The 20907-nt window shown below is 48.2% G+C and carries 22 protein-coding genes; all 22 read left to right on the top strand.

Features of this window, described 5'->3' with window-relative positions:
* The first annotated feature begins 65 nt into the window (after window positions 1-65).
* The 22 genes from atpB (at window position 66) to ACU70B_RS14135 (ending at window position 20904) form a co-directional block, all read left to right on the top strand.
* On the top strand, window positions 66-749 hold the full coding sequence (gene atpB / locus ACU70B_RS14240) for a F0F1 ATP synthase subunit A (protein WP_447184174.1): 684 nt from the start codon (window positions 66-68) through the stop codon (window positions 747-749).
* Window positions 750-814: 65 nt separating this feature from the next.
* Window positions 815-1033 (top strand): ATP synthase F0 subunit C, encoded by a 219-nt coding sequence (atpE, locus tag ACU70B_RS14235; protein ID WP_447184173.1) that lies wholly within the window; start codon window positions 815-817, stop codon window positions 1031-1033.
* A 122-nt stretch (window positions 1034-1155) separates the two neighbouring features.
* Complete coding sequence (gene atpF, locus ACU70B_RS14230) at window positions 1156-1776, top strand: F0F1 ATP synthase subunit B (protein WP_447184172.1); 621 nt, start codon at window positions 1156-1158, stop codon at window positions 1774-1776.
* Window positions 1770-2318: a F0F1 ATP synthase subunit delta gene (locus tag ACU70B_RS14225; RefSeq protein WP_447184171.1), complete on the top strand. Its 549-nt coding sequence runs from the start codon at window positions 1770-1772 to the stop codon at window positions 2316-2318. The genes atpF and ACU70B_RS14225 overlap by 7 nt, the downstream gene beginning before the upstream one ends.
* Window positions 2319-2339: 21 nt before the next feature.
* Entirely contained in the window at window positions 2340-3854 is a 1515-nt protein-coding gene (gene atpA / locus ACU70B_RS14220; protein ID WP_447184170.1) for a F0F1 ATP synthase subunit alpha, read from the top strand.
* A gap of 12 nt (window positions 3855-3866) precedes the next feature.
* Window positions 3867-4748 carry an ATP synthase F1 subunit gamma gene (gene atpG / locus ACU70B_RS14215; RefSeq protein WP_447184169.1) on the top strand — a complete coding sequence of 294 codons (882 nt, stop codon included), beginning with the start codon at window positions 3867-3869 and terminating at the stop codon, window positions 4746-4748.
* A gap of 56 nt (window positions 4749-4804) precedes the next feature.
* Window positions 4805-6229, top strand: coding sequence for a F0F1 ATP synthase subunit beta (gene atpD, locus ACU70B_RS14210; protein ID WP_447184168.1), 1425 nt, complete (start codon window positions 4805-4807; stop codon window positions 6227-6229).
* A gap of 4 nt (window positions 6230-6233) precedes the next feature.
* Complete coding sequence (locus ACU70B_RS14205; RefSeq protein WP_447184167.1) at window positions 6234-6644, top strand: F0F1 ATP synthase subunit epsilon; 411 nt, start codon at window positions 6234-6236, stop codon at window positions 6642-6644.
* Between the two features lie 116 nt (window positions 6645-6760).
* The gene (locus ACU70B_RS14200) at window positions 6761-6982 is read left to right on the top strand and encodes a hypothetical protein (RefSeq protein WP_447184166.1); all 222 of its coding nucleotides are present in this window, start codon (window positions 6761-6763) and stop codon (window positions 6980-6982) included.
* A 38-nt stretch (window positions 6983-7020) separates the two neighbouring features.
* Window positions 7021-7311 carry a hypothetical protein gene (locus tag ACU70B_RS14195; RefSeq protein ID WP_447184165.1) on the top strand — a complete coding sequence of 97 codons (291 nt, stop codon included), beginning with the start codon at window positions 7021-7023 and terminating at the stop codon, window positions 7309-7311.
* Window positions 7312-7434: 123 nt separating this feature from the next.
* Window positions 7435-8178 carry a YwmB family TATA-box binding protein gene (locus tag ACU70B_RS14190; protein ID WP_447184164.1) on the top strand — a complete coding sequence of 248 codons (744 nt, stop codon included), beginning with the start codon at window positions 7435-7437 and terminating at the stop codon, window positions 8176-8178.
* Complete coding sequence (murA, locus tag ACU70B_RS14185) at window positions 8168-9475, top strand: UDP-N-acetylglucosamine 1-carboxyvinyltransferase (RefSeq protein WP_447184163.1); 1308 nt, start codon at window positions 8168-8170, stop codon at window positions 9473-9475. Before ACU70B_RS14190 ends, murA begins: the two co-directional genes overlap by 11 nt.
* Before the next feature lie 94 nt (window positions 9476-9569).
* Window positions 9570-10427 (top strand): stage II sporulation protein D, encoded by an 858-nt coding sequence (gene spoIID / locus ACU70B_RS14180; RefSeq protein ID WP_447184162.1) that lies wholly within the window; start codon window positions 9570-9572, stop codon window positions 10425-10427.
* Between the two features lie 94 nt (window positions 10428-10521).
* Complete coding sequence (gene spoIIID, locus ACU70B_RS14175) at window positions 10522-10785, top strand: sporulation transcriptional regulator SpoIIID (RefSeq protein ID WP_447184161.1); 264 nt, start codon at window positions 10522-10524, stop codon at window positions 10783-10785.
* A gap of 164 nt (window positions 10786-10949) precedes the next feature.
* On the top strand, window positions 10950-11984 hold the full coding sequence (locus tag ACU70B_RS14170) for a rod shape-determining protein (protein ID WP_447184160.1): 1035 nt from the start codon (window positions 10950-10952) through the stop codon (window positions 11982-11984).
* Window positions 11985-12089: 105 nt separating this feature from the next.
* A complete protein-coding gene (gene flgF, locus ACU70B_RS14165) occupies window positions 12090-12863 on the top strand; it encodes a flagellar basal-body rod protein FlgF (protein WP_447184159.1) in 774 nt (257 codons plus the stop codon).
* A 135-nt stretch (window positions 12864-12998) separates the two neighbouring features.
* Entirely contained in the window at window positions 12999-13772 is a 774-nt protein-coding gene (locus tag ACU70B_RS14160) for a WecB/TagA/CpsF family glycosyltransferase (RefSeq protein WP_447184158.1), read from the top strand.
* A gap of 26 nt (window positions 13773-13798) precedes the next feature.
* The gene (pilM, locus tag ACU70B_RS14155) at window positions 13799-15928 is read left to right on the top strand and encodes a pilus assembly protein PilM (protein ID WP_447184157.1); all 2130 of its coding nucleotides are present in this window, start codon (window positions 13799-13801) and stop codon (window positions 15926-15928) included.
* Between the two features lie 211 nt (window positions 15929-16139).
* Complete coding sequence (locus tag ACU70B_RS14150; protein WP_447184156.1) at window positions 16140-16568, top strand: CtsR family transcriptional regulator; 429 nt, start codon at window positions 16140-16142, stop codon at window positions 16566-16568.
* Between the two features lie 66 nt (window positions 16569-16634).
* On the top strand, window positions 16635-17144 hold the full coding sequence (locus ACU70B_RS14145) for a UvrB/UvrC motif-containing protein (RefSeq protein WP_447184155.1): 510 nt from the start codon (window positions 16635-16637) through the stop codon (window positions 17142-17144).
* A gap of 11 nt (window positions 17145-17155) precedes the next feature.
* Window positions 17156-18232: a protein arginine kinase gene (locus ACU70B_RS14140; RefSeq protein WP_447184154.1), complete on the top strand. Its 1077-nt coding sequence runs from the start codon at window positions 17156-17158 to the stop codon at window positions 18230-18232.
* A gap of 191 nt (window positions 18233-18423) precedes the next feature.
* The gene (locus ACU70B_RS14135; protein WP_447184153.1) at window positions 18424-20904 is read left to right on the top strand and encodes an ATP-dependent Clp protease ATP-binding subunit; all 2481 of its coding nucleotides are present in this window, start codon (window positions 18424-18426) and stop codon (window positions 20902-20904) included.
* The last annotated feature ends 3 nt before the right edge of the window (window positions 20905-20907 follow it).

Genomic DNA, 20907 nt, shown 5'->3' with positions numbered 1-20907 from the left:
TTTGTGTCAGTCCCGGAAAAACTGACAAAAAACGAAAATTTAATTAGGAGGGGGGGAGAAAGATAATGATCTTTGGTATGTTTGATGGCACCCTGTTTTATTTGGGCCCAATACCGGTAGACCACCTGGTCGTTACCGAATGGGTTCTTATTGCATTAATAGGCACTATTGGCTATTTTGCCACGAGAGATATGCAGCTGGTTCCCCGCGGCCTGCAAAATGCTTTTGAAGCAATCATCCTCTGGACCTATGACTTTTTCACCCAATTGATGGACAAGGAGCATGTTGCTAAAAAGTGGGCTCCCCTGCTAACTGCATTTTTCCTGTTTATTTTATGCAGTAACTACAGCGGCCTGGTACCTGGTGCAGCAAATATTCCGGGTTATCAGCCTCCAACCAGTAACTGGAACGTGACTATGACATTGGCGCTAATCACGTTCTTTTCTGTTCACATCGCAGGCTTAAGTGAACATGGAGGTCACTACTTCAAGCATTTCGTAAGTCCTAGCCCGGCCATGTTACCGTTAAACCTGGTCGAAGAGGTGGCGCATCCGCTGTCCCTCACCGTCCGTCTATTCGGTAACATCTTTGGCGAAGAAATGGTTATAGCATTCCTGCTATTCCTGGCACCGTTTATTATCCCATCAGCCATAATGGGTCTTAGCTTGCTGCTGGGTGCTATCCAGGCCATAGTGTTTACTATCCTGTCAGCCAGTTATATAGCTGCGGCTGCAGGAGAAGGACACTGAGTATAAACTTATACATTATTTTAGGCTCAATGTATAAACCATAGAGCATGAAAGGAGGGAAAAAGATGGGCGCAGCATTAGGCGCAGGTATCGCTGTATCTATCGCTGGTATTGGTGGCGGTATAGGTATGGGTATTGCCGGCGGTAAGGCTTTCGAAGCAATCGCCAGACAGCCTGAGGTTGGAGGAGACGTCAGAACTCTTCTCTTCATTACCCTAGCATTTATTGAAACTCTGACCATTTACGGTCTGCTTATTGCATTCATGCTGGTTAGCAAAGCTTAATCCTTAATAAGGTATACACATCACTTAAGATTTGGGCGATAGAGCAAGATTGATTTTCTAAAAAAGAATATAGCTCTATCGCCCCAAATACTATTTGCTCTTAGATTGGAGGTAGCACATCCGTGAGAAGGAACAGAAGATTTTATACAGCGGTGCTCCTTTTGACCATGGTAATGGTTCTGGGATTTGCAACCTTCTGCATGGCATCCGAGGGAGGCAATATGCCAATTCCGCAACCGGCAGGACACACACCGGCATTTGGGAACTGGTTTGTAATCGGATGGACAGCAGTCAACTTCTTTGTTCTGCTGGCCCTTTTATACAAATTTGCCTACAATCCCATCAATGCGATGTTGGAGCAGCGCTCCAGCACTATTGAGAGCTCTCTGAAACATGCAGAGGAAGTAAAGATCGAAGTGGAACAGATGAGAAAAGAAACCCAGAGCAACCTGGCCGAGTCTCGTAAAGAAGCTCAGGAGATTGTAGCCCGTGCAACCAAGGCGGCTGATGATGCCAAAAATGAAATAATCAGCAAAGCCAAGGAAGATGCTACAAATATGAAGAATAAAGCCACCGCTGAAATACAGGCTGCTACTGAGCAGGCTAAGATTGAGCTCAAGGATACGGCTGCAGCTTTAGCCCTTCTGGCAGCAGAGAAGGTTCTGAACCGAGCTATTACAGATGACGATCATAAGAAAATGGTAAAACAATTTGTTAACGAGGCGGGCGATTTATTATGTTAAATAAGAGCGTTGCCAGGCGCTATGCCGAAGCGTTTTTTACCATTGCCCGGGAGAATAACAAAATAGACGAATTTCAGCAGGAACTGGAAAAGATAGTCGCAACTATTAAAGAAGTAGAGAACCTGGAGGACTACTTCGCCCACCTTCTAATCCCTGCCAAAGCCAAGAAGGAAGTTGCGGCCCAGATATTTGCCGGTCAGGTTTCTCAACTGACGCTTAATTTCCTGTTCATGATTATCGACAAACGTCGGGAAGCATACATCGGCTTTATTACTGAAGAATATAAGGAAATGGCGGATGAATCGAGAAACATCACCAAGGCAGAGCTTACCGCTGCCCGGGAAGTACCGGAGGATGAGGTTAAATCTCTTGCTGAGAAACTATCAACCTCTACGGGCAAAACCGTACAGCTCGATGTGAAGGTTGACCCCGCTCTGATAGGCGGTATCAAGATACGAGTAGGAGACCAGATCATAGACGGTACGGTGGCAAAAAGACTTGAAATGCTGAAAGAACAACTCAAACAAGTGAAGATAAGTTAAGCGATAGGGGTGAGCACATAAATGAGTATTAGACCGGAAGAGATCAGCGCTATACTCAAAGAGCAAATAGAGCGCTACCAGTCCGAGGTCGAAGTCAGCAACGTGGGCTCAGTTATCTATGTTGGTGACGGTATTGCCCGTGTATACGGACTACAGGGCGCCATGGCCGGTGAGCTGCTGGAGTTTACCGGCGGGACCTACGGAATGGTTCTCAACCTCGAAGAAGATAACGTTGGTGCGGTTTTATTGGGCGAATACAGCCACATCAAAGAAGGCGACGTGGTAAAGGCGACCGGAAGAATCATGGAGGTTCCTACCGGGAGAGCTATGCTGGGCCGGGTAGTCAATGCCCTGGGTCAGCCCATCGACGGCAAAGGACCGATTAACACCGATACCTTCCGCCCGATTGAGAAAGTGGCTCATGGCGTTGTTACCCGTGCGCCGGTTAACACACCGATGCAGACCGGACTTAAATGCATCGACTCCATGGTGCCCATCGGCCGGGGCCAGCGCGAGTTAATCATCGGCGACCGTCAGGTTGGCAAGACCGCTATTGCCCTCGATGCCATTATTAATCAGAGAGAAAAGAAAGACATGATCTGCATCTATGTCGCCATCGGACAGAAGCAGTCCTCCATAGCAGGCATAGCGGCCAAGTTCGAGGAAATGGGGGCCATGGATTATACCATCATAGTTGCGGCTACCGCTTCCGAGCCTGCACCATTGCTGTATATAGCACCCTATGCCGGTGTTGCTATGGCTGAAGAGTTTATGGAAGGGGAAAGTCTTGATGTGTTAATCATCTATGATGACCTTTCCAAACATGCGGTAGCTTACCGTGAAATGTCACTGTTGCTCCGCCGTCCTCCCGGACGTGAAGCTTATCCCGGAGACGTTTTCTATCTCCACTCCCGTCTGCTGGAAAGAGCATGCAAGCTCAATGACAACTATGGCGGGGGTTCCATAACCGCCCTGCCTATTATTGAAACCCAGGCGGGTGACGTTTCCGCTTACATTCCCACTAACGTTATATCCATAACCGATGGTCAGATCTACCTGGAAACCGACCTCTTCTATGCGGGGCAGCGTCCGGCTATAAACGCCGGTCTGTCAGTCAGCCGCGTTGGTGGTTCGGCTCAAACCAAGGCTATGAAATCCGTCGCCGGCCAGTTGCGCCTTGACCTGGCCCAGTATCGTGAGCTGGCAGCCTTTGCCCAGTTCGGTTCCGACTTGGATAAAGCCACCCTGGCCCGCCTGACTCGTGGTGAAAGGGTTACCGAAGTTTTGAAACAGGGTCAGTACCAGCCCATGAAGATGGAAGAGCAGGTTGTGGTAATATACAGCGGAGTTAACGGATACCTGGACGACCTGCCCCGGGACAGAGTTCAGGCTTTTGAGATTGACTTCCTTAAATTCATGCGCAGTGCTAATGCTGATGTACTAAACGCAATCAGAGATACGGGAAAAATAGATGATGCGACGGAAGAGAAGCTGGTCAAGGCCATCAATGAATTTAAATCCACGTTTGCGGTTTAGGTGGTGAATTAGATGGCAGGAGCAGGTGTAAGAGAATTTAAACGCAGGATCCGCAGCGTAAAAAATACGCAGCAGATTACTAAAGCCATGAAAATGGTAGCCGCGGCTAAACTGCGCAGAGCTCAGGAGGGGGCTGAAGCCTCCAGACCGTATACCGAAACTCTGCAAGGTACACTGGCCAGGCTGGCGGCCGTTTCTTACGATGTCAGACACCCTCTCCTGGATAAAAGAGAGGATGTACGCAAGGTTGGCTATGTTGTAGTTACCGCTGACCGTGGATTATGCGGAGCCTATAATACCAATATTATCCGGGCAGCCAGTCAGGCTATTGAGGATGATGAAAGAAATACTGCTGCCGGTGTAATAGCGGTAGGCAGAAAGGCTCGGGATTTTTACCGTAAGCGGGGCGGGCTTGATGCCGAATTCATAAATCTGGGCGATAATGTAAGTTATGCCGATGCCCGGGAAATTGCCCAGTATGTTATGAATGCCTATGAAAATGGCGAGTTGGATGAGGTTTATCTGGTATATGCCCGGTTTGTCAATATCATAAGGCAGATACCGACCGTAACTAAATTGCTGCCGTTGGAAACCCCGGAAGAAGAAGTGACCGAATCCACCCGAGTGATAGACTATCTCTATGAACCGAGTGCGGAGGAGATTCTTCTGACTCTGTTGCCCAAATATGTAGGGAGCCAGATTTATCACGCCATGCTGGAAGGCAAAGCCAGCGAACACGGGGCCAGAATGACAGCTATGGGCAATGCTACGGAAAACGCCGGCGAGATTATAGGAAATCTCGAATTGGCCATGAACAAAGCCAGGCAGGCGGCAATTACGGACGAGATTCTGGACATTGTCGGTGGTGCCGAAGCTCTCAATAAAGCCAAATAAGATCAGGGGCACTTACTGATAAAGCCAAAGCTCTCAATAAAGGAGGAAAGTAGAGGATGGCGAATGTAACATACGGAGAGGTAGTCCAGGTTATCGGCGCAGTTGTTGATATACGCTTTAAGCCTGGTGAACTGCCCGACCTAATGAACGCTATTACTATAAAATCAGAGGATCAGGATGCCAAAATTGTAGCTGATATTGATGTTACCCTGGAAGCGATGCAGTTATTGGGGAATGATATCGTGCGCTGTGTTGCTCTGCAGCCTACGGACGGCATCTTCCGCGGCATGAAAGCAGTCAATACGGCAGCTTCCATTAAAGTCCCCGTGGGTGAGGGATGTCTGGGTCGCATATTAAACGTACTGGGACAACCGGTTGACGAGGGCGGAGCAGTTAGTGCCTCCGACTACTGGGAAATCCATCGCAAGCCGCCCGCACTGGTAGACCAGTTGCCGGCAACTGAAATCCTGGAGACCGGTATCAAGGTGGCCGACTTGATTTGCCCTTATGCCAAGGGCGGGAAGATCGGTCTGTTCGGTGGAGCCGGAGTTGGCAAGACCGTTATTATCCAGGAACTTATCAGAAACATCGCCTATGAGCATGGCGGCTATTCAGTGTTCACCGGTGTGGGCGAGCGTACCCGTGAGGGTAACGACCTCTGGGGTGAAATGACTGAATCCGGCGTTATTGAAAAATGCGCCTTGATATTCGGTCAGATGAATGAGCCCCCGGGAGCCAGATTGAGAGTTGGTCTCACCGGATTGACCGTGGCTGAATACTTCCGCGATTTTTCCGGACTGGACGTGCTGATATTCATAGACAATATATTCCGTTTTGCTCAGGCCGGTAACGAAGTGTCGGCTCTGCTGGGCCGCATGCCGTCCGCCGTTGGTTATCAGCCTACTCTGGCAACTGACATGGGTCTCTTGCAGGAACGTATTACCTCCACGCGCAAGGGCTCAATAACTTCGGCCCAGGCGGTCTACGTCCCGGCTGACGACCTGACTGACCCGGCGCCGGCAACTACTTTTGCCCACTTGGATGCGACCACGGTTTTGTCCCGCGCCATTTCCGAGAAAGGAATATACCCGGCGGTTGACCCCCTGGATTCCACTTCTCGAATCCTGGATCCTCAACTGGTAGGTGAAAAGCATTATACAATCGCCCGCGGCGTGCAGCAGATATTGCAGAGATACAAGGAACTGCAGGACATCATCGCCATACTGGGTATGGACGAATTATCTGACGAGGATAAACTTATCGTAGCCCGGGCCAGAAAGATTGAAAGATTCCTGTCCCAGCCCTTCCACGTTGCGGAACAATTCACCGGTCAGCCGGGAATATTCGTTCCCGTCAGCGAGACGGTAGATTCCTTTGCCGAAGTTCTGGCGGGCAAACATGATGGCCTGCCGGAGGCAGCCTTCCTCATGGCAGGCAATATCGAGACTGTAGTTGCCAGAGCGAAGAGACTGGAGGCGTAGTTTTATGGCAGAAAGCACCTTCATGCTAGAAATAGTAACCCCTGAACAGATCCTCTTTCGGGATGAAGTTCAGTTTATGGTTGCTCCCGGTGCCGAAGGTGAATTGGGTATCATGAAAAACCATGCGCCGCTAGTCGCAGCTTTAAATATAGGCGTACTGCGTTACAAAAATGCTAGTGGCACCCAGAAAAAAATGGCCTTGAGTGGCGGGTTTGTAGAAGTCATAGATAATGTTGCCCGGGTTCTGGCTGAGACTGCCGAGGACGGTGAACATATTGACGTACTTCGGGCCAAGGCAGCCAAGGAAAGAGCGGAGAGGAGATTGCAAGCCCGGGAGGACAATTTGAACCTGGCTAGGGCCGAGATGGCCCTGAAGCGAGCCATTGCAAGGCTAAAGGCAGCGGAAGCAATGTAACCCTATAGAGAAGTTAATACCTGGCCGGAAGGACATAGTTCTTCCGGCCTTGGAATTACAATTAATTTACGTTAGAAACAAAATTTGTAATATGCTATATTGGTAGTAGCTAATTTATGATGGGGGAATTATGGAAAAACCAGATGGATGATTTATTAAAATATCTGATCATTATCACTCTGGCATATTATTTGGTGAAGGGTTTGCTCTACCTGCTGATGTGGCAGATGACCTTTAAGGTTCAGGAAAAAGCTTTGGCCGCCAAAAAGAAAGAGAAAGAACGCAGGCAAGCAGAGAATGAAATCTGGACGAGTAAAACTGACGATGACTCTGATTAGTTGGCGGCGGTTAATCGGCTGTAAACAGGGGGGATGATGTGCAAAAATTGTACTTCATTTTAATAGTTTCGGTTTTCATATTGAGCCTGCTTTTTGGAGTATTGATATGGCGCCAGACTATTAAGTTTGAAAAAAAGGCTCTGGCCGCCAAGCGGGCAAAAGAGGAATTTTTGAACCAATTAAAGCTTGAACGTGAGGAAGAAGAAAGAAAAATAGCGGAAGAACAACAGCGGCAAGAAGAAGAGCAACTCGAAGAACAGAACCCTGCAGACATTGTAAATCCTAACCCGGAAGATAATCTCGGCACTGATTTTGAGGATAAGCAATAAAAAAGGTAATTTTTAAAAACCTGACATAGTCAGGTTTTTTTATGCCTTTTACCAGCATAATCAGCAGTCCGGCTGGCAAGAATCTTTATAGCCTATTACTGACTGACGGGGAGGGATCATTGTTTGAAGAAAAGCCTTATTTACATATTAACATTTATATTATTATGCTCAACCAGCAATTATAGTATTGATTATGTTTTAGGTAAGCAAATTGAAAAGCAATCGCCATATTACCTATCTTTTGCATCAATCGGTGCAATTTATCTGGAATCACGTCTGGATTGCTGGGCTAAAATAAGAACAAGCTCATCCCAGCAAGAACTGCAAGATTATTTATGTCATATTCTGCAAAGCTTGGATCTTGCCCTGGATCAAAAGTGTTTAAGCCTGAACAGGACAGAATATGCGACTATCCTTAATTACAGACAGGCAAGGCCCAAGCAGGCCTTATTCGTTACTATCAAGTCTGATAACAGGCTAAATGAGAGTTACTTCTTGCTGAGTATTGTTTCCCAAGATAAAAAGTGTATCATGTCCGATTATGAACCCCGACTTAACCGGAATATAGGCTTGAAATGGCAATACTACTACCTGTACCAGGGCGAGATTCCCTATCTTATTGCCGAAAAGTCCAAACCGGAATTAATTTCAGTTGTTCTCAAAAACATGCAGGCCAGAAAAGTTGAAGGTTATGAATATAATGGCATGGCCAGCCTGACTGCGTATAGTCCCGCCCTGGAGAAAACCGTTCCGGCATTAAGTATAAACGGTAAAAAATATAATTTACAGGTAGCTATCAGCAATAACAATGATAAAGCTAAAACTGACATATACATAGGTTCCCCATTGATTCTAGGTGATATTTAAAACAGCATGCCTGCTTACAGGAGGTGATCCTAGCAAATTGGAACTATTCGTTAATAACAGAACTCGTTTGACAGGGGAAGTTACCGTCAGTTCTTCCAAAAATGCCATATTACCGATTTTAGCGGCATCGTTGCTAACGGATGAGGAGGTTCAAATAGATAGAGTGCCTTCGATTAAAGATGTTATTATCATTACAGAGCTTATTCATAATTTGGGGTCCGGTATTGAAAAGAAGGAAAATAAAATTATATTTCGAGCTGCCCAAGTTGGAACCAGCCCGGACTACGAATTGGTGAGACAGATAAGGGCCTCATTTCTGGTAGCAGGACCACTTTTGGCCCGGCATGGTGCAATAAAAATTGCCCTTCCAGGGGGATGTGCCATAGGTACCCGGCCGATCGACCTGCACTTAAAGGGATTCAGGGCTTTAGGCGCCGGTATTGGATTAAGCGGTGGAAACGTAATCGCCAGCAGTTCGGGCTTAAAAGGCAATCATATTTATCTTGATTTTCCCAGCGTTGGGGCGACCGAAAATATAATGATGGCGGCAGCCCTGGCGAAAGGTACAACTTATATTGAGAATGCTGCGCTGGAGCCGGAAGTGGTAGACCTGGCGAACTTTATCAACACCATGGGGGGAAGAATCTCCGGTGCCGGCAGAAACGTAATTAGGATTGAAGGAGTGAAGAGACTGCATGGAAGCCACTATACTGCTATAGCGGACCGCATCGAAGCCGGTACTTATATGGTGGCGGCAGCCGCTACCGGTGGGGATATAACGATAAAAAATGTTATTCCCGAACATGTAAAAGCTGTAACTGCCAAATTAATTGAAAGCGGTGCCCAGGTGGCAGAAGGTCGGGATAAAATACGGGTTAAACGCGATGGCGCCATTAAACCCTTATATTTGAAAACCCTTCCTTATCCGGGCTTCCCCACTGACATGCAGGCCCAGTTCATGGCTTATCTAAGCTGTGCGGATGGGAGCAGCGTGATAACCGAATCAGTTTTTGAAAATCGTTTTATGCATGTTCCTGAACTTAGCCGAATGGGGGCCAAAATAAAAGCGGAAAGCAGAACCGCAATCATTAAAGGAGTAAAGGAGTTAAGCGGCACCAGAGTAAAGGCTACTGATTTAAGAGCCGGAGCCGCGCTATTGATAGGTGCATTGATGGCAAAAGGAACCAGCATAATAAGCAATAGCGAGCATATTGACCGCGGCTATGAAAACATAGTCGATAAGTTAAACGGTCTGGGAGCGGATATTTACCGGCAGGAAGAAGAAAGCAGGCATTAAGGACGGTCGTTTATCATATAAATGCCATATGAAAAAGAAAAAAATAAGATTAATTAGCATAGCCTTAACGGTATTATTAATACCGGTTTTTTTTATGGTTAAACATTATAATATACAGCCCTCCCCCATCTATAAAGAACCTGATGTCAAATTATATCGCAGCGATTGCAAAAAGGTAACGGTCCTGCCCCTGGAAGACTATATTACCGGCACGGTAGCCGCGGAAATGCCGGCCTCGTTCAACAGTGAGGCCCTTAAGGCTCAAGCTGTTTGCGCCAGGACTTACGCTTTCAGAAAGCTTTTGGAGCACAAGCCTTATCCAGAACAGGCAGACTTATCTGACGACATCAATTCCTGCCAGGCCTTTATATCAGAAGAGGAATTTTACCAGCGGCAAGGTTCCAGGGCACTTTACCAAAAGGTGCAAAAGGCGGTAAAAGCAACCCGGGGAGAAATCATGCTATATCAGGGAGAGCCGATCGATGCCTTGTACCATTCCACCTGCGGGGGCAAAACGGAAAGCGCCGCTTATCTATGGGGGAAAGACGTACCTTACCTGCGTTCGGTTAAATGCCGCTATTGCAGCCAATCGCGCCATTACACCAGTGTACAGGTATTTTCCATACAGGAATTAAACCGCTCCCTGGATACGACCGGCAGCAGCCCCACTTTCAAAATAACGGATAATACGCCTAGCGGGCGTATTAAAAAGGTGCTGATAAACGGTGAGGAATTATCGGGAGAAAAACTGCGCCAGCTCCTGAGATTGCCTTCAACCTGGTGCGGCTTTAAAGTGAATGCTTCCCGGGTGGAAATTCACAGCCGCGGCTATGGTCATGGCCTGGGATTATGCCAATACGGTGCCAATGGCATGGCTGAGGAAGGTAAAGACTACCATCAGATTTTAAAGAAATATTACCATGGGGTGGAATTCGATATACTGAACTATTAGTTTTTAGAACATAACCCTCCTCCAGACCTAAAATAGTTTTAAACCGCCCTCCAGTTGAATATAAATTATTAATTGACGCGGGGGAGGGTGCAGATTGCAGAATTATATAAGAAAAAGGGCAGTGAAAATTGCTCAGCATATATTGCGTACATCCGATACGGTAAGGCAGACGGCTGAGGTTTTTGGGATCAGCAAAAGCACGGTACATAAAGATGTAGCAGAAAGACTGCCCAGAATCGACGAGCAGCTAGCCGAGGAGGTCAAGCTCATACTGGAAAAAAATAAAGCGGAGAGGCATATAAGAGGAGGAGAAGCTACCCGGCAGAAATATGCTTCCTGCCACCAGGCCCAAATTTAAAAGACCGGTCAAGTTCCGCCATGTTATCCTCAAAGGGCCTAAGCCGGGCTACAAATCTCTTTAATAAAAAATAGCCACTTCCTTCGAGCTTAAGGTATAATTAATAGCATGGAAAAAGGTAAAATTAGGTTGCAGCACAATATTGTTAGGGGGCACTACAGAGTATGTGTTTCGGTTTTGGGGAAGATATAGGCATAGATCTGGGAACAGCCAGCGTAATAGTATTTAAAAAAGGCAGCGGAATTGTATTACACGAACCATCAGTAGTGGCAATAGACAAGAATTCTGACAAGGTAATTGCCGTAGGTGAAGAAGCCCGACAGATGCTGGGCCGGACGCCCGGGCACATAGTAGCCATTCGTCCTTTGAAAGAAGGAGTTATTGCTGATTATGATACCACGGAAAAAATGCTTACCTACTTCATCCGCAAGATTATGGGAAATAAGCTCTTTTTTAAACCCCGCGTGATTGTCTGTATTCCTACCGGCGCAACCGACGTTGAGGAACGGGCCGTACGCCAGGCCACTTTATCTTCAGGTGCCAGACAGGCTTTTATCATTGAAGAGCCGCTGGCTGCGGCTCTGGGAGCGGGAATCAATATCTCGGAAGCCACCGGTAATATGGTTGTGGATATCGGTGGGGGAACTTCCGATATTGCAGTACTGTCCCTGGGAGGACTGGTATGCAATGATTCGTTAAGGATCGGCGGGGACAAGTTTGATGAAGCCATAATAAGGTATATCAGACGGGAATACAATCTTATGATAGGTGATCGCACCGCAGAAGAAGTTAAGATGCAGGTAGGAACCGCTTATGTTACCGAGGAAAATCGCTACCGTTCCATGGAGGTGCGGGGCCGTGACCTGGTGACCGGTTTGCCTAAAACCATTTCCATATCTTCGGCGGAATCATGGGAAGCATTACAGGAACCAGTGGAAGCGGTGATTGAGGGAGTTAAAAAAGTGCTGGAAATCACTCCTCCGGAACTGGCCGCTGATATTGTGAACAACGGTATAGTCATGACCGGCGGGGGCTCACTGCTGGATGGTCTGGATATACTCTTGTCCAAGCAAACCAATTTGCCGGTTCATATTGCCGAGGAGGCTATCTGCTCTGTAGCTATGGGAACAGGTAAAGCCTTGAATGAAATGTCGGTTATAAGCCGTACCCGGGTCAAAGGCCCCCGCAGGGTATTGTAAAGCGTTAAAGGATTATCTAAATAAATTCGATATAGATTATGGATTTTAAATAAAGATTTATAGGTCAAGGTTGATGTCATATTATACTTGGTTGGGGGCATTGATTTGATTAAAGGGTTATATACCGCTGGTGCAGGCATGATGCTGCAAATGGCCAAACAGGATGCAGTAGCCAATAACCTGGCCAATGTAAATACCAGCGGTTACAAAAAACAGATAGCAGTAGCGCGGGCTTTCCCGGAAATGCTTATGAGTCGGCTGGGAGAAATAGAAAAAAACAGCCAGGGAGAGTACGAGCCCGCACCGGTGGAAGTAATAGGAGGATTGGGAACCGGTGCAGCTATTGACAAGATCTACAGCGACCTTTCCCTGGGGAATATCAGAAAGACTGACAGCTATACTGATCTGGCCCTGAACAGCAACGGCTATTTTGCCGTGCAGACCGACCAGGGAGAACGATATACCCGCAATGGACAGTTCAAGATTAATAATGAAGGGGAATTAACTACCGATCAGGGTTATCCGGTACTGGATACCAGCAGCCAGCCCATTACCATAGAAGGTGAATTCCTGGTTGATGATGAAGGAAATATCACCGTGAGTGGCGAGACTATAGCACAGCTAAAAGTGGTAAGTTTTGAAAACCCACAATATCTGGTGCGGGAGGGGGATAACCTCCTGGCATCTGGGCAGCCGGGAAACAACCTGCCCCGGCCGGGTTTGCTCCAGGGGTATGTGGAGGATTCAAATGTCAATGCGGTTAAGGAAATGGTTGAACTGATCACTGTGACCAGAGCCTATGAATCCCTGCAAAAAATAGTTCAGGCCGAAGACGAAACTACCCAGGCCGCCATCGACCAGGTAGGTAGCGTAGGGTAACCGATAAAACCCGCCGCCAGGCGGGATTTTTTTTTGGCTGTCGGCAGGGTGTGAAGGAGGAAAAACCGGCTGATCAGGGGAATAAATAGAAACGGGTAAGGCTAATCCTAGGTAAAAGGAGATTTACTATTTACAATGGATTTTGAAGATATGGCAACGGTAAATATTTTAGGTTGTAAAGTACACCTGGTGGATATGCCGGCAGCCCTGGAGGTGATAACCCAAATGGTTAATCAGGAGGCCCAAGGCTGCAAACAGGTGGTTACCCTTAATGCCGAGATTATTTATCAGGCTGGCCGGCAAAAGGAACTGCGCCGGATAATTAACCAGGCTGGTCTGGTGACGGCGGATGGCATAGGAACCGTATGGGCAGCCCGGACTCTGGGTTACCCGCAAAAGGAAAGAGTAAGCGGCATTGATTTGCTGATAAATATTTGCTCCCGGGCTGCCGCCCAGGGATGGAAAATATATTTGCTGGGGGCAGCTCCGGGTGTAGCTCTAAAGGCTGGGCGGAATCTTCAACAGCTCTATCCGGGACTGACGGTATGCGGCTGTCGGGACGGCTATTTCTCGTCCCACGATGAACCCGGCATTATTGCCGACATCAATGCGCAATCACCCCATATCCTGGTTGCGGCTCTGGGAGCCCCCAAGCAGGAATACTGGCTGAACAGGAACCGGGAACTTCTAAAAGTGCCGGTGTGCATGGGGGTGGGAGGCAGTTTTGATGTCATTGCCGGTGTCAAACAGCGAGCACCACAGCTTTTTATTAAATTAAACCTGGAGTGGTTCTATCGTTTACTTACCGAACCGGCACGCTTTAGGAGGCAGTTAGCCTTGCCCGCCTTTGCCCTTAAGGTTTTAAGGCAAAAACATAGTCTGCGTCGCCCTGGCCCGGAGCAGGGATAAGGTTGTAAGGTGAGAGGGGGATTACCATGGATAAAACCCGGGTTTTTGCTTTAGATATCGGAACCAGAAAAATCATTGGTTTGGTTATGGAGAAGCTCGACCACCACTATAAGGTTGTTGATGCAGAAATGCTGGAGCATAGTACCCGAGCCATGATGGATGGGCAGATCCACGATGTGGAGGCTGTAGCCGCCACTATAAAACAGATTAAGGACACTCTGGAAGCGCGTTTGCAGATTAAACTGGAATCGGCGGCGGTAGCTGCGGCAGGGCAGGCATTAAAGACTTCCCCGGGGCAATGCCGTAAGAGCCGCTCGATTTTGACCGAGATAAGCAACGAAGAAGTAAGGGCCCTGGAGATCGAGGCGGTTCATAAAGCCCAGTATAAGCTGGCCCAAGAAGAACAGGGGGCTAGGGGCCGAAATAGTTATTTTTGTGTGGGATACAGCGTGATGGAGTATTCGCTGGAAGGCCAGGCTATCAGTAAACTGCAGGGGCAGGTGGGAAACGAAATAGCAGTTGAGGTGATTGCCACTTTTCTGCCCCGGGTGGTGGTGGACAGCCTGTTTTCCTCCCTCAAAAGGGCGGGACTTAAAATCGAAAGCCTTACTTTAGAGCCGATTGCAGCTTTAGCAGTGGCGATACCGCCTGCGATGCGCCTGTTAAATCTGGCTTTGGTGGATATCGGCGCCGGTACCTCGGACATCGCTTTGGTTAAAGAAGGCAAGGTATTTGCTTATGCCATGGTACCTACCGCTGGCGATGAATTGACCGAATACCTGGCCGCCCGCTATCTGCTTGATTTTGATACTGCCGAGAGCACCAAACGGTGCCTGACGGTGCAAGATCAGGTTGAAATAGCTGATATCCTCAATAACCGGCAGCTTATGCCCAGTCAGGAATTGTGCCGGGAACTGCAACCGCTGGTAGACGAAATGACCAGTGAGATAGCCCATGTCATTACCGGCCTTAATCAAAAGGTACCTGATGCGGTAGTCTGCGTGGGGGGAGGAAGCCTCACTCCTTCCCTGACCACCAGCTTGGCAAATAAACTCGGTATCCCTGCCAACCGGGTGGGTATAAGGACGGTACAGAATCTGGATTATATCCATACCGACAAAGGCTTTCTGAGTGGCCCCCAGGGTATCACCCCTCTTGGTATAGCTTACAACTACTTTACTATTCCCCCCATACCCTTCATCAAGGTATCGGTAAACGGAAGGGAAACCGCCCTCTGGAACATGGGTGAACTCAACGTAGCCGCAGCTCTTTTGAGCTCAGGCATATCCCTTAATAACCTCTATGGTAAGCCTGGCATGGGCAAAACCATCGAAATCAATGGCTTTGTCAAGGTAATAAAGGGAAGCATGGGAACTGCTCCCCTGATCAGGGTAAATGGCGAATCCGGTTCATTGGAAACCAGGCTCCAGGATGGGGACAGCATTGAGTTCACGCCGGGCCGGGATGGTGAAGGAGCCCGTTTGACCGGAAGAGACCTGGTACCAGGCATCAAAGGTCAGGTAAAGGTTAACGGTGAACTATATGAGCTGGAACCGGTAATAACCGTGAACGGAGAACCCTTTGATCCTGATGCTCCCATACCGGATCGGGCCAGGATTGAATTTGCCAACGTAAACAGTGTTTATAATATCCTGCGCCTGAGCGGACTAGACGACTACTGGCTGCGGGAGCAAACCTACCGCTATTATCTGGACGACCGGGAAATCACGGTTACCTGGATGCCGGTTGAGGTTCAGGTCAACGGCTTAAAGGCCGGGGTCAAGCAACAGGTGGAGCCCGGCGCCGATATAACTTACAGCCGCAAACCGCTGCGCCCCTCTATTAAAGACCTGCTGGACGGTACAGACTATTGGGGCATCAATGTTAATGTCAATGGTGAGGAAGTAAGGCTTCCCGGCAAAGGCGCCGGTATAGAAATCGATGGTCAGACAGCTGCAATCCATGATGAAATCCGTGACGGTGCCCGCATAACCTTAAACCGGGATAAAGGCGGGGCTATCTTAAGCGATATATTCAAGGTCATAGAAGTCAAACCGGCCGTCAATGCTAAACTGCTCATAAAAGTAGACGGGGAAGCGGCTGGTTTTACCACTCCTATACGAGAAGGAAGTAAAATCGAGCTTGGTTGGGAATGACCTGTTAAGACAACAGGCCCCTGGCGCTAAACCTTATAGCCAGGGGCCTGTCTTATATTCTGGTCATATTAATCTGCATATCTGGCTAAAATATATAAGGGCCTTTTAGTTAAATTTAGTCAAGGATGTTTAAACATAGCTATTTACATTTTAAAAATCAGTAGTAAAATTAAAACATATAGTCAATTAAAGTCAAAGAGGGGACGAGGTAATGAAAAAAAGCCTGGCCGACCGAATTGAACAATACCTTAAAGTATTGATTGAGCGCAGTGATGACAAACAGATTGAGATTCAAAGATCAGAGCTGGCGGAGACCTTTGGTTGCGTTCCTTCCCAGGTAACCTATGTTATCAGCACCAGATTCACCGAATTTGAGGGCTACCTTACGGAGAGCCGCCGTGGCGGCAAAGGTTTTGTCCGTATCACCAGGTATCAGCTGGAAGATGAAGAAAATGCCGGCAAAGATGAATTGATGACATTGATAGATGAACTGCTGCAGGAAAAAGCAATTACGGCGAGCCAGGGGGAAATACTTCAGCATCTTATCGCCTGTGCTTTTAAAGATATGTCACCCGAATATAGAAAGCATTTATTTAAGCAGCTTAGAGTTGTGCTGGCCGATTATACCGATACCAACTGAGTTCAGAAACAGCAAATAAAAAGTTATGAGTATAAACAAATTCGTTACTTCAAAGGAGGAATGGGCATGTATTGCGAAGAGTGCAAACAAAGACCGGCAACGGTTCATCTTACTCAGATGTATAACGGCAAAAAAGTGGAGACTCATTTATGCGAAGCATGTGCAGCCCAGAAAGGGGCTTTTATGTTTGATGTGGCCAATAATTTCTCTATACCCAATTTGTTGGGCAGTCTGTTTGGAAGCAATTTTAATCTTCCCGATGTAAAGGCGCAATTACCGGTAGGGATTTGTCCCAATTGCGGTATGAGCTTAAATGATATCAGGAATACCGGCAGGTTAGGTTGTTCCGAATGCTACACCGCTTTTGAAAAGGAGCTGGATCCTACTCTGCGCAGGGTTCATGGTAATAGTGAGCATGTTGGCAAAGTACCCGCTCGGGGAGGAGAAAAGGTCATGGTGAAGAAAAAAATTGAAACCCTGAAGCAACAACTGCAACAGGCGGTTGCGGCTGAGGATTATGAAAAGGCAGCAGAAATCAGGGATACAATCAAAGATATAGAGAAAAAGCTAGGTTAGGGGGAAGGACAATGAAAGCCGATAATTTACTGAACAGCAGTTTTGTCCGTTGGATGGCTGCTGATGAAGGTCCGGAGTCTGACATAGTAATAAGCAGCCGGGTGCGTTTAGCCAGGAATCTTGACTTGATCCCTTTTCCGCAGATACTTGACCGGGAGAGCGGGAAAAAGAGCCTGCAGACCATAGAGAATGCCTGGAAAAAAAGCACCATCCCCAATCTTAGGGAAATGGAATTGCTTACCTTTAACCAGCTTACCGCTCTGGAGCGGAAAATGCTGGTGGAAAAGCATCTGATCAGCCCCGGGCATGCAGAATCGGATGAATCGTATCGGGGTGTACTGACTAATCAGGACGGCTCTCTGGTAATAATGATAAACGAGGAAGATCACCTGCGTATCCAGTGCTTTCTGCCCGGTTTGCAACTGCAGGAGTGTTACCGCCAGGCTCAACAGATAGATGATGACCTGGAACAGCACCTGAATTTTGCCTTTGACGAAAGAAGGGGATACCTTACTTCCTGCCCCACTAATGTTGGAACCGGAATGCGGGCTTCAGTTATGCTCCACCTGCCGGCTATAGCCATCAGCGGGCAGACCAGCCAGATCTTTCACAATATCGCTCAGCTGGGTATGACCGTACGAGGCATATATGGGGAAGGGACCGAAGTTATAGGGAATTTTTTCCAGCTCTCCAATCAGGTAACCCTAGGCCAGACCGAGGAAGATATCATTAATAATCTAACGGGCATAACCGAACGGATTACCGAGCAGGAAAGATTGTTGAGAGAAAGGCTCAAGGAAGATATGCAATACCAGCTTGAGGACCGTGTAGGCAGGGCTTATGGAATACTGAGCAGTGCCCGGGTAATTAATTCCAATGAAGCGATGGCCCTCCTATCCGATGTAAGGCTGGGAGTTGACCTGGGGATACTGGCCAGAATAAAACCCTTCGCCCTCAATGAACTGGTGATTGCCATCCGCCCTGCCCACCTGCAGAAGAAGGCGGGCAAGGAAATGGATGCCTTCCATCGCGATATAAAACGCGCCGAGGTCATAAAGGAAAGACTCGCCGCCACCAGGGAGCATTGAACAAGAAGTAACCAGGCGCAGATTAGCACTGAGGCTGCATGTCTGCCGGTCATGCCTTTGGGGTACGAAATTGCGGCCGTGGTGCGTTCATCAGAATTAACCGGACGAAAAACCTTTAAAAAAATCGGTGATAATCTGTATAATCAATGGTTGGCATAAAACCGTTCGATAAACGAAAGGAGGAGTTATATATGTTTAGAAGATTTACCCAGAGGGCAAGAAATGCCGTTATTCATGCTCAGGAAGAAGCCCGGCAGCTTAATCACCCGGCTATCGGCACCGAACATATACTGCTGGGACTGCTCCGGGAAGGTGAAGGAGTAGGCGCCCGGGCGCTTTTAAATATGGGACTGGACTTGGAAAAGGTGCGTCAGGAAATCACCCGCCTGATCGGCGAAGATAATGCCAATGCGGAAAGAGCGGCCGGTGATCTGCCCATCACCCCCCGGGCCAAGAAGGTGTTTAACCTGGCTTTTGACGAGGCCCGCTTGCAGGGGGTCAATTATGTGGGCACCGAACATCTGCTGCTGGCTTTAATCCGGGAAGAGGAAGGGGTGTCAGGCCAGGTCTTGATATCCATGGGAGTAAGGCTGGAGCAGGTCAGGGAGCAGGTCATGCTGCTTTTAGGCGGAGAAGCCTCGGCCGGTTACAACAGCAATCCCTATCAGGAATCCCAGGTAAACCCAGCCGCTTCCCTCCAGGCTAAAAAGAAAAGCCGGAGCAAAACCCCGACTCTGGACTCCTTTAGCCGCGACCTAACTCAGGATGCAGGGGAGGGACGGCTGGACCCGGTGATCGGCCGGGAAAAGGAGATAGAACGGGTAGTACAGATACTTTCGCGCCGAACCAAGAACAATCCGGTTTTAATCGGTGATCCGGGCGTAGGCAAGACGGCTATTGTAGAAGGGTTGGCGCAGCGGATAAATGAAAACCATGTTCCGGAAATTCTGAGCAATAAAAGGGTAGTAGCCCTGGATATTTCCACTATGATAGCCGGAACCAAATACCGGGGGGAATTTGAGGATCGCTTAACCAAGATAGTTAATGAAATAAAATCCGCCGGAGATGTAATCATATTCATTGATGAACTGCACACCATAGTAGGAGCCGGTGCGGCCGAAGGGGCAATAGATGCGGCCAATATTCTCAAACCCTCTCTGGCCCGGGGGGAATTCCAATGTGTGGGCGCCACTACCTTAAACGAATACCGCAAGCATATTGAAAAAGATGCGGCCCTGGAAAGGCGCTTCCAGCCCATCGTGGTGGACGAACCCGGTGAGGAAGAGAGCGTAGAGATATTGAAAGGCCTGCGCGACCGTTATGAGGCTCATCATGGAGTTAAGATAAAAGACGAAGCCATCACTGCAGCCGTTAAGCTGTCGACTCGCTACATCAGTGACCGTTATCTGCCCGACAAGGCCATTGATCTTATTGATGAAGCTTCCTCCCGGGTAAGGTTGGCCAACTATGTTCTGCCCGAGGATTTGAAAGAAAAACAAAAACAAATGGAAGAAATCAGTAAAGAAAAGGAAGAAGCCATCAATGCCCAGGAATACGAAAAAGCCGCCAAATTCAGGGACGAAGAGCAGAGGCTGCGTGATGAGATAGAGAATGAGCGCAAGGAATGGGTTAATAAGCGCAGCCTGCAGGTAGGTTCAGTGGGCGAGGAAGAAATAGCTGCCATAGTATCGAGCTGGACCGGAGTACCGGTCAGCAAACTGGCTGCCGCGGAGAGCGAGCGGCTGGTACACCTGGAAGATGTTCTGCATAAGCGGGTAATAGGCCAGGAAGAGGCGGTTCAGGCGGTAGCTCGGGCTGTAAGGAGAGCCCGGGCGGGGTTGAAGAATCCGCAGCGCCCTATAGGTTCCTTCGTATTCTTGGGACCGACCGGGGTTGGAAAGACTGAGCTGGCCAGGGCCCTGGCCGAAGCCATGTTTGGCAGCGAAGAGGCCGTAATCCGGCTGGACATGTCCGAATATATGGAAAAACATGCGGTTTCCCGCATGATCGGTTCTCCGCCGGGTTATGTGGGCTATGATGAGGGAGGACAACTGACTGAAAAAATCAGGCGGAAACCCTATTCGGTTATTCTGCTGGATGAGATTGAGAAAGCCCATCCGGATGTATTCAATATCCTGCTGCAGATTCTGGAGGATGGCCGCCTGACTGACGGTCAGGGGCGTACCGTGGATTTTCGCAATAGCATAGTGATTATGACCTCCAATGTCGGGGCTGAAGCTATAAAGAATACCAAAAAAGTAGGCTTCACCAGTGCCGTTGATGAAGCCGAGAACTATAGCCGGATGAAAGAGCGGGTAATGGAGCAGCTCAAGCATACCTTCCGACCGGAGTTGATGAACCGTATTGATGAAATAATAGTTTTCTCCAACTTGAATGAAGCGGAACTGCAGCAGATTATCGACCTGCTGTTGCGGGATCTGGGCAAAAGGGTGGAGGAAAATGGATACAGTATGGAGATTAATTCTGCTGCCCGGGAAGTGATTTTAAAAGAGGGTTATGAACCTGCTTATGGCGCCCGCCCTTTAAAGCGGTCTATACAAAAACTGGTTGAAGACCGGGTTTCGGAGGAGATACTGAAAAAAACGGTAGAGCCAGGCGACAGGATAGTGGTTGATGCCCAGGATGGTGCTATTGTAATACGAAAAGGATAATTA

This window comes from Syntrophomonas curvata (genome assembly GCF_052976825.1).
This window is presented reverse-complemented; position numbering and strand designations above follow the sequence as displayed.